Source organism: Streptomyces stoeckheimensis (genome assembly GCF_045822005.1).
Classification (GTDB): Bacteria; Actinomycetota; Actinomycetes; order Streptomycetales; family Streptomycetaceae; genus Streptomyces; species Streptomyces stoeckheimensis.
Genome location: NZ_CP169550.1, coordinates 1,053,399 through 1,067,038 on the forward strand (window position 1 = coordinate 1,053,399; position 13,640 = coordinate 1,067,038).

Annotated in this window: 12 protein-coding genes; 10 read left to right on the forward strand and 2 right to left on the reverse strand. The window is 69.6% G+C overall.

Features of this window, described 5'->3' with window-relative positions:
- Positions 1 to 69 precede the first annotated feature (69 nt).
- The 8 genes from ACE1OC_RS04880 (at position 70) to ACE1OC_RS04915 (ending at position 8,790) form a co-directional block, all read left to right on the forward strand.
- Complete coding sequence (locus ACE1OC_RS04880) at positions 70 to 735, forward strand: hypothetical protein (protein ID WP_266445257.1); 666 nt, start codon at positions 70 to 72, stop codon at positions 733 to 735.
- A 28-nt stretch (positions 736 to 763) separates the two neighbouring features.
- Positions 764 to 1,333 (forward strand): hypothetical protein, encoded by a 570-nt coding sequence (locus ACE1OC_RS04885; RefSeq protein ID WP_266445255.1) that lies wholly within the window; start codon positions 764 to 766, stop codon positions 1,331 to 1,333.
- A 202-nt stretch (positions 1,334 to 1,535) separates the two neighbouring features.
- Positions 1,536 to 2,300, forward strand: a complete 765-nt coding sequence (locus tag ACE1OC_RS04890) for a hypothetical protein (RefSeq protein WP_266445253.1) — start codon at positions 1,536 to 1,538, stop codon at positions 2,298 to 2,300.
- A 186-nt stretch (positions 2,301 to 2,486) separates the two neighbouring features.
- Positions 2,487 to 3,356, forward strand: coding sequence for a hypothetical protein (locus ACE1OC_RS04895; protein ID WP_407841480.1), 870 nt, complete (start codon positions 2,487 to 2,489; stop codon positions 3,354 to 3,356).
- The gene (locus tag ACE1OC_RS04900; RefSeq protein WP_407835919.1) at positions 3,302 to 4,600 is read left to right on the forward strand and encodes a DNA cytosine methyltransferase; all 1,299 of its coding nucleotides are present in this window, start codon (positions 3,302 to 3,304) and stop codon (positions 4,598 to 4,600) included. The genes ACE1OC_RS04895 and ACE1OC_RS04900 overlap by 55 nt, the downstream gene beginning before the upstream one ends.
- On the forward strand, positions 4,600 to 5,730 hold the full coding sequence (locus ACE1OC_RS04905) for a DnaB-like helicase N-terminal domain-containing protein (RefSeq protein WP_266445249.1): 1,131 nt from the start codon (positions 4,600 to 4,602) through the stop codon (positions 5,728 to 5,730). Before ACE1OC_RS04900 ends, ACE1OC_RS04905 begins: the two co-directional genes overlap by 1 nt.
- 58 nt (positions 5,731 to 5,788) lie before the next feature.
- A complete protein-coding gene (locus tag ACE1OC_RS04910) occupies positions 5,789 to 7,177 on the forward strand; it encodes a DUF317 domain-containing protein (protein WP_266445247.1) in 1,389 nt (462 codons plus the stop codon).
- Between the two features lie 95 nt (positions 7,178 to 7,272).
- Positions 7,273 to 8,790, forward strand: coding sequence for a gamma-glutamyltransferase (locus ACE1OC_RS04915; protein ID WP_266445244.1), 1,518 nt, complete (start codon positions 7,273 to 7,275; stop codon positions 8,788 to 8,790).
- 327 nt (positions 8,791 to 9,117) lie between these two features.
- Here ACE1OC_RS04915 and ACE1OC_RS04920 read toward each other — a convergent pair whose 3' ends face one another.
- Complete coding sequence (locus ACE1OC_RS04920; protein WP_266445242.1) at positions 9,118 to 10,011, reverse strand: DUF5655 domain-containing protein; 894 nt, start codon at positions 10,009 to 10,011, stop codon at positions 9,118 to 9,120.
- Positions 10,012 to 11,353: 1,342 nt separating this feature from the next.
- On the opposite strand from ACE1OC_RS04920, the gene ACE1OC_RS04925 reads away from it, so the two are divergent.
- The gene (locus ACE1OC_RS04925; protein ID WP_266494370.1) at positions 11,354 to 11,692 is read left to right on the forward strand and encodes a hypothetical protein; all 339 of its coding nucleotides are present in this window, start codon (positions 11,354 to 11,356) and stop codon (positions 11,690 to 11,692) included.
- Between the two features lie 185 nt (positions 11,693 to 11,877).
- On the opposite strand, the gene ACE1OC_RS04930 is transcribed toward ACE1OC_RS04925, so the two are convergent.
- Positions 11,878 to 12,546: a DUF1326 domain-containing protein gene (locus tag ACE1OC_RS04930; RefSeq protein ID WP_266445237.1), complete on the reverse strand. Its 669-nt coding sequence runs from the start codon at positions 12,544 to 12,546 to the stop codon at positions 11,878 to 11,880.
- Positions 12,547 to 12,986: 440 nt separating this feature from the next.
- Between ACE1OC_RS04930 and ACE1OC_RS04935 the strand changes: the two genes are divergently transcribed.
- Positions 12,987 to 13,607 carry a DUF1326 domain-containing protein gene (locus tag ACE1OC_RS04935; protein ID WP_053682911.1) on the forward strand — a complete coding sequence of 207 codons (621 nt, stop codon included), beginning with the start codon at positions 12,987 to 12,989 and terminating at the stop codon, positions 13,605 to 13,607.
- Positions 13,608 to 13,640: the final 33 nt, after the last annotated feature.

Genomic DNA, 13,640 nt, shown 5'->3' on the forward strand with positions numbered 1-13,640 from the left:
GACGAGGGCGTCCACTTCATGTGCATGCCCAGGAAGCCAGTTGTCCCCGATTCTGCATAGGAGTTCACCTTGCAGATCATCGACCTTGCAGAGCAGACCCGAGTCCTCGGCCAAGTGGGCCCCACGCTGAAATCCCTCCGCCAGGAAGTGGAGAGCGTGAAGGCCGGCGAGATCGCCAAACCCATGCACGAGATCGGACCGGTCGCCATCCGCGCGCAGATGCTCGCCCTGACTTGCACTCAGCAGGTCGCGCTCCTTGCGACCAGCCAGTACGCCGCGATGAAGGACGGCCACCAGAACCTCGCCGAACTCGTCGAAGCCACCACCCAGATATCCCTCGCGGCGACCCTGTGCACCCTCGCCACCCATGACCGAACCGAAGTCCTCTTGTACGAGGGCGCCGACGAAACCCCGGCGGCGAGCCGCACCCGGCTGACCCAGGCCACCGAGGAGCTGGATCGAGCGGCGACGACGTACAGACGGCTGGCGCAACGACTGTCCTACCGCCTGGCCTCGTTCCCCGCGCGCCGCGAGGACGAGCAGCTCATCGCCCGTGCAGCCGTCCCGCCGGGTGCGGCCACCTCGCCGACCGAATCCACGGCACGACGAGAAGACACCGGCAACTCGGCAGTTGTCACCGATTCACCGCGCCCCATCACTGCAGCACCCGCCACCCCACTGCCCGGCGCACCAGCCCCTGCGGCGCCGGCGAGGTCTGCCACGCCCACCCGCTAACCCTCTCGCCCGAAGGAGCTTCCGCCCTATGCGGAACATTCCCGTTCCGGTACACGTCGACCGCCTGAACGCCCTCGCTGACCAGTTCGACCGCTTCCGCAGCGAACTGGGGAGCACTGCCCCGCTGACCGGGACCGACGGGCTGCACCAGCTCAGCGGGTACCTGCGTACCTCCCACGAACTGACCGCCGAGGCTCTCGCCCAGCTCACCGCGATCAACGGCAGCCAGGTCACGCAGATGAAGGGCGCACTCGCGGCCCTCAGCTGCCTAGCCCAAATTGTCCAGCAAGCCGGTCTGGTATCGGAGGGCTTGACCGATTCCATCGCGGCCAATGCCTACGACGGAGCCACCTGGGATCCCTTCGCGGACGCCGACAAGATCGGCCGTGGCCTCCGGCACCTCGATGCCCGAAAGGCCATCCTCCTCCACTTCGGCGACGCCGCCAGCAGCCTGGAAATCTGCGTGGAAGGCTGCCGGATCGTCGCCGGCCACCTCGACAAGGAGTTCCCCGCAGGAACAAGTGGGCCGACTGAAAAGTCCGTTGCTCCTGTGGTCACCTCGCCCGTGTCCGCTTCCGGCGCCGGACGCAGGAGGTAGCGCCGTCAGGGGCCTACGCCCGCCCCGTACCGCAGTACACCCGTGAAAGTGCTTCCGCATGACCGACGACGACGCCCTGTTCTCCCTGTCCGACGCGCCAACCCCAACCGCACCTGACCCTCCGCCCCGAACAGCCCCCGCAGCCCCTGCGCTGCCCGTACAGGGCCTCCCCGCACCAGTTGAACCGAGCGCGCCCTCGCCCGTGGCGATCCGCCTGCTCGCCCTTGCCGACCAGTTCACCCAGCACACCGACGGTCTCGCCCGGCTCCAGCCCGCCTACGTCGCGGCCCGAGGCCACGCCTCCGCCCAGTTCCTGGTCAGCGCCTGCACCCAAGCGGTCCAGGCGATCCAAGACCAGCCGGCACTCAAGGCCGCCTCGGGAAGCGAGGCCCTGGTCCGGATCAAGCAACTCGGCTACCTCACCGCCGAAGCCGGCCGCCACTTCGCCGCAGCCAAGGCACTGCTCGCCCTCCCGGCCAAGGACTCGAACCCAGAACCCAGGGCTCGAGAGTTCGACCGCCTGATCACGCTGGCACAGGAACTGCTCGTGCTGGCGCCGGCCACGGCCCTGGAGGCAGCAGCCGCCATCGCGGCAGAAGCAGGTCGCCTCGCCCCCGTTGCGGCATGGGCCTCCGACGGCCTGTCCCCAGTCGAGCAGACCGCCCTGCATGCCGCCGCCCGGGGCGACCTCGTGATCGGTTTCAGCGGAGGCCGCGAGTACGTCGAGAGCCGCGAGCCCGCCCTGCGCGCCAGCGTCGTGCACTCCCTGGAGCAGCGCGGGCTGGTAGCTCGCGAGATCGCCTCCGTGCCGCCTGCCTTCGACGGCGGGCCTCCCCATGACCGGATCCGGCTCACCCCCACTGGCGCCACCGCCGCCGCCGTCTATCTCGGCCGCCCTGCCCGCACCCCCCATGTGGCAACCACCGCCGTTCTCCCTCCCCGCGCGACCCCGTCTCGGGTCCGCTGAATCCCTCCCCTCCCCGCCGCACGTCCGCGCCGCTCAGGTGCGTGCCTACACCCGCAAGGAACCACCATCCCCGCCGACACCATCGCCCGCCGGACACCGCTCACCACCGATCTGGCGTCCGCCTCCTCCACCGAGCGCCCCGTGAAGCGCATTTTGTCGCTTGGGGCCGGCGTCCAAAGTTCCGTCCTGCTCTGCCTTTCCGCAAAGGGTCTCCTGCCCAGGATCGACGCCGCCGTCTTCGCTGATACCCAGTGGGAGCCGAAGGCGGTGTACGACCACCTCGACCGGCTCGAAAGGGAGATAGCCGCGCCTGCCGGAATCCATATCCACCGTGTCTCCTCCGGCCATATTCGCGAGGACGCCCTTGATCCGGATCACCGATTCGCTTCCATGCCCCTCTACATCCTGAATCGGGACGGAAAGGCAGGGATGACCCGGCGCCAATGTACCGGGGAATATAAAATTAAGCCGATAAAGAAGAAGGTCCGGGAAATCCTCGGATACCCTTATCCCACTCGGGTACCCAAGGGTGTATTCGTCGAGCAGTGGGTCGGCATCAGCACGGATGAATTTCATCGTGCGAAGGACGCCGACGTCAAGTACATGCGCAACGTGCACCCCCTCCTCGATATAGGCTGGTCGCGGGCGGACTGCGTCCGCTACCTGACGTCACTCGGCCTGGCGGACACTCCGAAGTCGAGCTGCCTCGGATGCCCATTCCACGGAAATGCCCAGTGGAGGACTATCAGGGATTCCTCTCCGGACGAGTGGTCGGATGTAGTCGAGTTCGACGCGGCGATACGGCGGGGAAATGCCCGCGCGAACGCGACCGGCAACCAGCTTCTTGGCCAGGCGTTCCTGCACCGGTCCCGGGTGCCGCTTTCCGAGGCTCCGATCGACCACGTCACCGCCGCGGAATGGGCAGCCCTCCAGGCTCAGGACGGCGCACCGGACGCCGAGGAACTCGAAGCCGGCGTCGTGGACGGTTGCTCGCCCTGGGCATGCCGGGGCGAGCAGCCCGAGCCGACCCGCGACGACTTCGGACTCACCGCGTGAAGGACCTCGTCGTCGATCTGTTCGCCGGTCCGGGCGGGTGGAGCCACGCCCTGCACGTGCTCGGCGTACGCGACGTGGGTTTGGAGTGGGACGAGTGGGCGTGCAAGACCCGCGCGGCGGCTGGGCAGTTGACCGTCCGGACGGACGTGGCGATGTATCCCGTGTGGCCGCTGGTCGGCCGCACCCGAGGGTTCATCGCATCGCCGCCCTGTCAGGCCTGGTCGATGGCTGGCAAGCGGCTCGGGCTGCTCGACCAGCCTCTCGTCCACCAGGCCGTCGCCGACCTCGCCGCCGGTCGGGACACCCGGGAGAAGCTCCTGACCGCCTGCAAGGACCCGCGCTCGCTACTGGCCGCAGAGCCGATGCGCTACCTCCACGCTCTGCACTCGGTGGGTGAACCGGAGTGGATCGCCATGGAGGAGGTCCCGGACGTCCTGCCGCTGTGGCGGCAGTACGCCGTGATCCTGCGGGGCTGGGGCTTCTCTGTCTGGACCGGGATCCTCAACGCCGCCGACTACGGCGTACCGCAGACCCGGCGGCGGGCGATCCTGCTCGCCTCCCGCACCCGTACCGCCGAGCCTCCGCCACCGACCCACGCCCAGGCCGCCGAACCGGAGAGCCTGTTCGGGCCGGGCCGCGAGCGATGGGTGTCCATGGCCGAGGCCCTCGGCTGGGGCGCCACCGACCGGCCCACCCCGACCGTCTGCGCCGGCGGCGGACCGGGCGGCGGGCCCGAACCGTTCCCCTCCGGGGCCCGCAAGACCCTCACAGACGCCCGCGACCGCGGTACCTGGAAGCCGCCCGCCCCCGGACAGCGCACCAGCCGCAGGGCACGTCCCGGCCGGTTGCGCCTGCCGAGCACCGATGCCCCCGTCTGTACCTGCGGGCAGCACCGCTGGTCCTGGTCGCTGCGCAGCAGCAACCAGGCCAACGCCACCGTCCGGGGTGCGGACGAGCCAGCGGGGACACTGTTTTTCGGACACCGCGCGAACGAATGCGTGTGGGTCGCCGAACCGCACTCCCTCGAAGCCGACGAGGAGAGTCCGGCACCGGAGTCGATCCGGATCACCGCCACCGAAGCGGGCGTCCTGCAGACCTTCCCCGCCGACTACCCCTGGGCCGGCAACAAGGGGCAGGCCTTCTCCCAGATCGGCAACGCCGTCCCGCCTCTACTGGCGGCCCATCTGCTGGCCCCGCACCTCGGCAAGACCCTCACCCGCTCCGACTTCACCCTGGCCGCCTAATGCCCAACCCCGCCTCGAATCAAGAAGATCTGGCCCTGGACGACGTACCGCCGGACCCGCCCGTCCGGTTCGCCGAACAAGCCCTCCTCGGCGCGGTCATCCTCGAGCCCCTCCGGATCAAGACGCTCGGCCCCCTCGGCCCCGAGCACTTCAGCGTCGCGATGCACGGCGCCCTGTTCGCGGCAATGAGCGCGCTCACCCCGCCGGCCCCGGAACTCCACGCCCGGGAACCGGTATGGATCACCGCCCTCCTCGACCACGCCCGGCCCCACGCCCGCGGACTGACCGCCTCCTACCTCCACACCCTGACCAGCGCCTGCCCCAACCCCAGCCACGCACCCGCCTACGCGCAGATGATCGTGGCCAACAGGGCACGCCTCACCATCCGCGCCGCCGCCGAGCGCCTCGTCCAAGCAGCCACCGACCTCGTGCCGAACCCCGCCGCGCACGTCCTGGACCGTGCCGATGCGGTCGCTGCCGTCCTCGACAACCTCGCGGGGCTCTTCCCCTCACACCCCGGATCCCTCCCCCGCACCGTGCTGCCGCCCCCACCGACCCTAGACGCGGGAACCGGGCCCGATGCCGTCGGGGAGGAACAGCTGCTGCTGTCGACGGCAGCAGCGCGCGCCGTCTACCTGCCCGAGATGAGGTGGCTGCGGCCCGAGGACTTCACCGTCCCCCTTCACGGCCTCCTGTACCGGTGCATGACCTCCCTCGCCTACCGGGGAGATCCGGTCGACGCGGTAACGGTGCTCTGGGAAGCACAGCACCACGGCTTCCTCGCCTCCGGGACAACCGCCACCGAGGTGCTGGACATCCTCGCCACCCCGGCCGGCTCACCGGAGCATTGGGGCGAGCAGATCCTGCAGCGCTCCCTCCTCCACCACGCCCACACCACCGGCCTGCACATCCACGCCTTCACCGACGACCCCGCGAACACCCCGCACCAGCTGATCACCGGCAGTCGCCGCGCACTCGCCGACCTCGGCGCCGTCCGAGCCCGATGGCAGCACGCCACCCGCCCGCCGTCCGTCAGCCCATCGGCTACCAAGCCCGTCCCAGCAGCGCGCGCCGGGCCTGCCACCCCACGTATTACCCCGCCCGCGGTACCCACGCGGGCCTCCCGATAGACCATCCCCCAGCGGGCCCGGCCAGCAGCACGCCGGCCGGGCCCCGGAATCGAGCCCCATGCCCCAGCCCGGCCTCAGCGACGCCCACATTTCCCTTGCTCTCCACCCCGACCACAGCAGCGCCGTAACCGCCACCCTCGCCGGCCCCGAGTCCAGTCAGAACCTCGCACGCACCGCGCTGTCCTATCGCGGCTTCCACCCCATCGACCTCAGCACGCTCGTCCTGGCCCGCATCGACCACGACGAGCCCCACTACGCCGACCAGGCCGCACAAGCGCTCCGTGAGGTGGGCGCGACGGTGGAGATCACCCCGTCGCTCCAGGAGGAGATCGACACCGAGTGGACGTACGGCAACTACCCGATGCCCTACCTCGATCGCGACGAGATCCGGGAGGTCAGCGCCGAAGCCCAGCGGATCCACGACGATATCGCCGCCGGCCGCCTGACCATCCACTGTCATGCCCATGACGGCTGGACCACCGTCGCCGTCGGCACCTACCAAGGTGGCAAGAGCGTCCACCTCCACGGCGAGAACTACCTCCGCCAGGAGGCCATGGATTACGAATCCGAGGCGGAGGCCGTGGCGGACTTCCACCGCCAGCACTCCGTCGCCGTCCGCCCCGGACCCGCGCCCCTCACCGACATCGAGCGCGCCGCCAGGGAAGCCCTCGCCAGACCGCCCGCCAACCGGCCTGTACCCACCCTGGACCCGAGCATCGCGCCCAGCGAGGCGACGTCGGAAGCAGTGCTGGCCAGCGTCGACGCCCCCGGCGACCACGAAGCACTCTTGGCCGACTTCTTCACCAAGCACGATGCGTGGGAGAAGTGGCGGCCTCACGACGAGACAACCATCGCCAGTCACGAGTCACTAACCCTGCGGGTCGAGTTCCTCCACGAAGCCCTACACGGTGACGACGCCTGGACGATCGCCGCCTACGAGTCACCGGTCGGGGAGCGTCTGTGGCATGCCACCGCAACCCCCACCACCCCTGTCGAGATCATGCGCGTCCTGCTGGACAGCCTCGGTTCGGAAGACAGCTGGGGCCAGGGCACCCCCACCCCGGTCACGGAAGAAGACCTCGCCGAAGCGTCCCGCCCCCTGGATGACGCCGGCTGGCTCCTGAAGGTCGGCTCCCGTTTGATCGACTGGGCGCCCCCCACCGCCGGCCATGAGGCGGGCCTGCGTTTCGACACCTCCGCCAAGCAGGGAAGCCTCCTGCCGGCCTGGACCCTCTGGGGCGGAAACACGGCCGACAGCCCCGACTGGGCCATCCGACTCTCCACCTACGCCCCCGCAGCACTCATCCAGGACGTCGCCTTCGAACTCGCGTACGGCCCAGGGCGGTGGCAGCCCCAGTCCACCGCAGCAACCGCGCCCAGCCTGCCGACGAAGCCCGTGGTTGCCCGCCCCTCAGCATCGGCGCCCCGGGCCGCGGCCAAACGCTGAACTCGCCGCCAGGCGGCCTCCCGAGCTGGGGATACGGGCGGAGCCCGTAAGACCCAGGATGCGGGAGCATCCCTGGTGAGTGGCACAGTAGGCCGGTGATCCCTTCCCCCTTCGCCGATGTCCCGCCCCTCCTGTACACCGACAGCGTGGACATACCCGTGGTGTTCCGCGACAGTCCGGCGGCACGACCGTTCAAGCAGTGGAGGACCGCGAAGCCGGCACCATGGCCGGCAACCTCCGGGTTTCCCGCGAAGAACGGCTGGTACCTGCCCACCACCACCTGGCGGGAGATCCTCAAGGCCGCCACCGAGGTGGGCCGGGACATCACCCCGAACCTCCTGCGACTGCCCCAGCTGGCCAGCAGCGAGCTCGTCGCCCGCGTCGCTCCTCTCTACGCCTACCTCGGCACCCACGCCGTCGACACCAAGCACCCCTTGGCCGGCAGCAAGGGCCGCCGCCTGACCGTCAACCCGGTCTACGAGTACGGAACCGAACGCTCCGCGAAGAACGCCCTCGGCTACCGCCTGGGCATGACCATGGCCGAGTGGGCAACCCGCTCACTGATGGGGCTGGGCCAAACCCTGCACATCGAGGACGGCGGCCCCATCCCCGCCCTCCGCGACAAGTTCGTCAGCACCTCTGCGAAGCTGCCCGACCTGTGGGGCCTGCACGCGCAGGAGAACCTGTACTGGATGATCGAGGCCAAGGGCGGGAACGTCCGCAGCCCCCGCCTCTGGGAAGGCTGGAAACAACTCCAGGGCGGCAGCAAGGTCCTCCACGAATACGCCCACCGGCGGATCCTCGTGGGAGCCAGCGTCCAGCCCCAGGGCGACCTGTTCCTCACCATCGACCACGACCACCACCCCGGCAAACCGCCGCTCCCTCCCACCGTCAGCACCACTGGTCCCCAGCCACCGGGGTCCCCCGAGGACCATCTCGGCGACAGCGACGACGCCCTCATGGGCACGGCACGCGCCCAGATGCTGGTGTACCTCGCGCTCAGCGGCGCCCAGCCCTCCCGACTCAAGACCGTGGCCCTGCCCGCCGACCGCACGAACCGCCGCAGAAGCACCCGCGGCGTCACCACGCCCCTGGAGCGCGACACGGACGCCCACGCCATGCGCAGCGATGCCCGCGCCGAATTCGCCGACGACGCCGAGCCCGGCCGCCGGGAGTACGCCCGGTTCCTCGGCCTCGACGACTTCCTGACCTACCGCGTACCCGGCACCGAACTGCGCCTGGGCATGTCCCGGCAGCTCTTCGCCGCCTGCGCTCAACTCCATCGCGAGGACCAGCTCATCGCCGAGCGGACCCCGGGCATGCGGGCCGAAGACGTTCGGGCCGACGAACCCGTCAGCGAGGAAGCCGAGGAGCGCCGGCGCCACACCCAGCGCAGGGTCTTCCGGGAACAGCAGGAGGAAGAGCGGGCCCGGATCGAGCCCCGCGTCCGTGCGGCCTTCGAGAACGGCAGAGACCGCCCGTGGCGGGAACTGCTCCACACCCACAGCGACCCATGGCTCGACCTCGACGAAGACCCCGGCCTCCTCGAAGCCGCGACAGCCGAGACCTACCTCGCCATCCACGAAGACGACCTCCCCCACCACGAACGATGACCGCCGACGACATCCTGCCGCTACACCGCCACGCTGCACGTCCAACGGTCGTACGGGAGGCCCCGCGTACGGCGGATGAAGCGGGGCCCCTGTCCCGCAGATAGTGCGCCCGAATCGTGTCCAGGCACACTCCGCGAGCACACCTGCCGCTGGGCGCGGCGGAACATAGCAGCAGATCCCCGGTCAGCCAAACCGGGGAATCGTCGGATCATTGGAAATCCACCGCCATCCATGCCCGCGCCGTCGAGAGGCACCATCACGAACCCAGATCGCCAGCCCGCTTCGCGCTCCTCCAATACCCGTGGTCCGGCCACGGACACCGGGCCATCACGCCAGCGCGTAGCTCTGCCGGAAGTAGTCGGCCGCGCGCTCCAGGTCCCGCTCGGACTGGAGCGTCAGCTCCAGGTCACCGGTGCCGTGGTGGCCGAGCCCCGTTACGTCACGCGCGAAGCCGGGCACGAGGTCGACCGTCGTCGGGTCGGCCTTCAGGTAGACCAGCAGCTTGGCCTTCTTCGGCGGGACCAGGCACGCGTAGTTCTGCATACGCCGGTACGCGGTGTAGGTCTGGTTCGAGACCTTCGTGAGGTCATCACCGAGCCCGAGCAGCACCTCGTCGACCGCCGCGGCCAGCTCCGCCATGGCCCCGGTCTCCGTCGCGGTCCGCTGCGCCTTCGCCGTACCCCGGTTCCGACTCCCCGCCTTCTGCGTCGCCGCGCGGCCGGCGAAGGAGGCTACCGTCTCAAGGCCGACGTGCTCGCTGCCGAAGTACCGGTAGCGGACCAGGTCGATGGCATGCCGGTGCTCGCGGACAGCGTGAATGTCGTAGCGGGTGAAGTCACCGGCCACGCAAATCAACCTCGGTGCGCTCCACAGCACCTGGGCTGCGGCGTGGGACCCGAGCCGGTCGCGGACCAGGTGCCCGAACTCGGCTCGATGGTCTAGTAGCCACGCCATGTAGAACAGGCCCTGCGAGAGGACCCCCGGGTCGGTCGCACGTTTGTACTCAATGACCGTCGGCGCACCGTTCTCATCCAGGCCCAGCGAGTCGATGCGCCCGCCGTGAACCGGTCCGGTGCTGTATTCGCTCGCCAGGAACCGGACGCCGAGCATGGTCTGCATGTGCGCCTCGACGAGGTCCTGCACGTCGGCCTCGACCTCGGCCAGACGCGGCGCGACCTCGGTCACGCCGCTTTTCGTGTTGAACAGCTTCAGGCCCGACACCTCCCCCTTCTCGACTCCGTCCTCTGCAACAGCGGGCGGGTCAAGATTGTTTCCGGGAGGGTCTTCGGCCTTGTGAAGGTCGTGTGAGAAGCTACGTCCGGCGGCTGGGGCGGTTCCCGTCCCAGATCCCACATGCGTCCCACGCTTCCCCTGATCAACCGTCAGGAGGGCACGTTTTCGCAGGTCAGCCCCCGTAGCTCAGTGGATAGAGCACGCGCCTTCTAAGCACCTGCTCTATTAGCGGGGCCCAACCCTCGACTTCACCAAAGGCCCTCGGATCGCCTTCGCCGGCCCGGGATCTTGTCCGTCGGCACCTCCGGGAGGCAATATCCCCAGGCACGACCAGGGCAGATGCCTGGAACACGGGACGAGCCGGCCCCGGGCCCTGGCCTCGGCGGGGCTCCCGGGAGCGCCGCCATTGCAGGTGTGCGTACCGCGGGGCCCCGGTTGCGGGCATGCTGGTGAGCATGAGCAGCAGGTACGCACAGCTTCGGCCGTACACCCTGCCTGGGTGAGGGGGAAACGGAGCTGGTCGCCTGTGCGTCCGCGACCGCGTTCCGGGGCCTGGACACGATCAGTGGTGAGGTGCTGAACACTGCCGCGCTGGGTGAGCGGGTGGGCTGGCTGGCCGCGCTGGTGGAGCCGATAGCTGGTGGGGTGATCGGCTGTCATTCATTGGAGCCGGGCCGAGTTGGCGCAGCTCGCTTCGGGTGCCGCGGCGTCGGGTGAGTGGTTGTCGTCGAACGCGTGGACGGCGTTGCGGACTCTGGGCTGAACCGCGACCGTTCCGGAGAGCGGGTATGTGCCCGACCGGGTCCGTCGGGTGGCTGAGGAGCAGGCCGGGCGGATGTTGCGCTCGGTCGAATGGCGCGCGGCGGTCCTGGCGGCGTGGTTGGCCGGTGTTGACCCGATGAAGCGCACCGAGGAGGAGTGCGGCGCTGCGGGACGCCTGCCCGCAGGGGGCTGCGGTGCCCGCGTCCCGTCTTCCGCTCGCGCACCCGACAGGTGGCGCGGTTCCTCGCCGCGTACCGGCGTCCGCTGGTCTGTTTGAGCTGGAGGAGACGCCGGGCGGGGGCCGTCAGGTGGTGCTGGCAGCCGCCGACAAGCAACTCGCCACCCTGGCCTGCCGCGAGGACGACCCCACCCACTACGCGGTGCTGACCGTACGGCTCCCGGCACGCCCTGACCCGCGTACCCAGACTGACTGGCATCCGGTACGGATCCGTTTCCGCCTGCCGCCCACCATCGACTCCACCGCTGCCCTGCGCACCCCCACCCTGCGCCTACGCGCCGGACGGCTGGGCCTCGGTGTCGCCCACACCACCTCTGCGCCCAAGACGCTGTGCGCTCCGGGCACAGCCGGGCGGTGGCCTTCGGCTACGGACTCAACACCCTCCTCACCGGCGGCACCCTCGCCCAATCCAGCGGTACCCAACCGGTCGTCCTGACCGACGGGCAGCCGGTCTTCCTCCGTATGAACGGGGCACTGGCCAAGGCCGACCGGCTCCGCATCCACGCCGAACGCCTGTGGGCCAAAGCCGCACACATCCACGCACTCCTGGACAGCCAGCGGGCCCTGGGCCGGTGCCCCGACCCGGCTACCGCCGCCAAGTTTGCCGTCCTGCGCACCGAGCACTCACGGGTAAGAGTGGACACGCCCAAGCCGCGCGGGCAATGGTGATCTGTCTGGAGGATCTGCGGGACATGGAGGCCCGTGGCAAGGGCCGCACCCTCAACACCCGACTCTCCAGCTCAGTACGAGGGCAGGTCGTGGCGGACGTAGACCACGCCGCCACCCGGCGCGGCATCGCCGCACCAGGCAGAACACCCAGCCTCAACCAGGAAAACCTAAGCTCATTCGAGACGCTAGTCCGGTCCCGCCCAGTCGAAGGTGATGTGCTTGCTGGACTGGCCCTCGCGGCTCCAGTGGAAGCCGAAGGCGTCGGCGCGGTCCGCGGTGGCGCGGCCCCAGGTGGCGACCTGGCCCGGCCCCGTTTCCGAGCCCGGCAGGTTGGTCGACTGGACGCGCGCGCCCTCCGGTGTCGTCGGCCCCGTGAGGGCCACCGCGCTCGCCTCGACCCGGCCAGGGATCGTGGCCCTCCAGCCGCCGAGGTCCTCGTCGACCTCGATCCGGATGGGTGCGAAGTCCATGCCCCGCATCTCGGCGGCCATCATGGTCACCATCTCGGCGGGCCAGCCGCCCGCCTGGCCGCCGAAGATCATTTGCAAGGCCCCGCGCTGCGCGTCGTCGGCCCGCTCGTCGAGGAATACCGCCGCGTACGAGTCGGTGTGTTCCGCCCATATGTTGCCGACGAAGGAGCCGAGCATGAGCACGTTGAGGCCGTCCAGCGGTACCTCTCCGTAGTTGCCCTCGCGGATGTGCCAGGCCAGGACTCCATCGCAGTCACCGAAGGTGGGCTTCTGGGCGAAGGAACAGGGGCAGGGAACATTGCACTTGCAGGTGTCGAACCAGTCCCCGGCCGCGTGCCACCTCGGGACGGTCGCCGTCGTCTCGGACGCTGTCGTCTCGGACATTTCATCGCCTCCACACGGTCCCGCGCCGGGCAGGGAACACGTGGTCGACAATGCCCCGCCGGACATCACCACAGGCGCTCGGTGGCACGGGCCATCACGTCGATTCTCCCACCGCTGCCGCTATGGGAAAAGCGGGGGCGACCGAAGCTGAGGCGATCTGTACACCCGTGGCGGGCGCGCCTAACCTTGAAGGGAAAGGCTGGCTCCTCGGACCGGAACGCCGTCCGCAGGGGCGAGTCGGAGATGCATGCTGCCATCGCGCTGGACGTCCCTGGCCCGGGCAGCGGGGTGACCTGTGCCGCCGCTGTCGTGGTAAACCTCGGCTCCTCAGCCTGCCGCGTGCCCGCCTCGCGGTCCGCGCGCTCCCCACCCGCCGCTCTCGACGCCGGCGTCGTCCGTACCGTCGGACGACGGAAACCATCCAGCGATCGGGAGCAGTTATGACGTGGAGTATCTCGGGCAACTACCTGGCTGGTTGCTCATGCGCAATGGTCTGCGGGTGCGCCGTCGACGCGAAGCCGCACGACCCGCAGGGTCGCGAGGAATGCCTCGGATGCGCCGCCTTCCATGTGGCGGACGGGCGCCTGGACGACGTCGACCTGTCCGGGGTGACGTTCGCCTTCTACAACCACTTCCCCTCCAACCTGACGGCCGGCAACTGGAAGGTCGGGATCGTCGTCGACGAGGGTGCCAGCGACGAGCAAGTCGATGCACTCGAGCGCATTCTGTCCGGGCGCGAAGGTGGTGCGTTCGGTGAACTGTCCCAGTTCTACGGCGAGTACCTCGGCGTGGAGCGGGCGAGCGTCTCACTGACGGACGGGGAGAAGCCACGGCTCAGCGTCGGCGGGAAGACGGAGCTCGCGTTCGAGCCTCTTCGCGGTCCCGATGGCGGTCCTACGACGATGAAGAACGCGATGTTCGGGTTCTCCCCCGAGTTCACCCTGGGGCGTACGACCGGCACTTCGAGCGCCTTCGGCCTGTCCTTCGAGCCGGCGTACGGGGAGCAGTCCGACTACACGTTCTCCAGCGAGCAGCCTGAGGGCGCGCCCGTAGGGCGGTAGCGCGCAGTCGGCCAGTCCGTCGAACGCGGGAGG

Bases quoted from the DNA above. Each gene is read 5' to 3' on its own strand.
- ACE1OC_RS04910 (WP_266445247.1), top strand. From the start codon at position 5,789: ATGCCCCAGCCCGGCCTCAGCGACGCCCACATTTCCCTTGCTCTCCAC.
- ACE1OC_RS04930 (WP_266445237.1), bottom strand. From the start codon at position 12,546: ATGTCCGAGACGACAGCGTCCGAGACGACGGCGACCGTCCCGAGGTGG.
- ACE1OC_RS04905 (WP_266445249.1), top strand. From the start codon at position 4,600: ATGCCCAACCCCGCCTCGAATCAAGAAGATCTGGCCCTGGACGACGTA.
- ACE1OC_RS04900 (WP_407835919.1), top strand. From the start codon at position 3,302: ATGCCGGGGCGAGCAGCCCGAGCCGACCCGCGACGACTTCGGACTCAC.
- ACE1OC_RS04935 (WP_053682911.1), top strand. From the start codon at position 12,987: ATGACGTGGAGTATCTCGGGCAACTACCTGGCTGGTTGCTCATGCGCA.
- ACE1OC_RS04885 (WP_266445255.1), top strand. From the start codon at position 764: ATGCGGAACATTCCCGTTCCGGTACACGTCGACCGCCTGAACGCCCTC.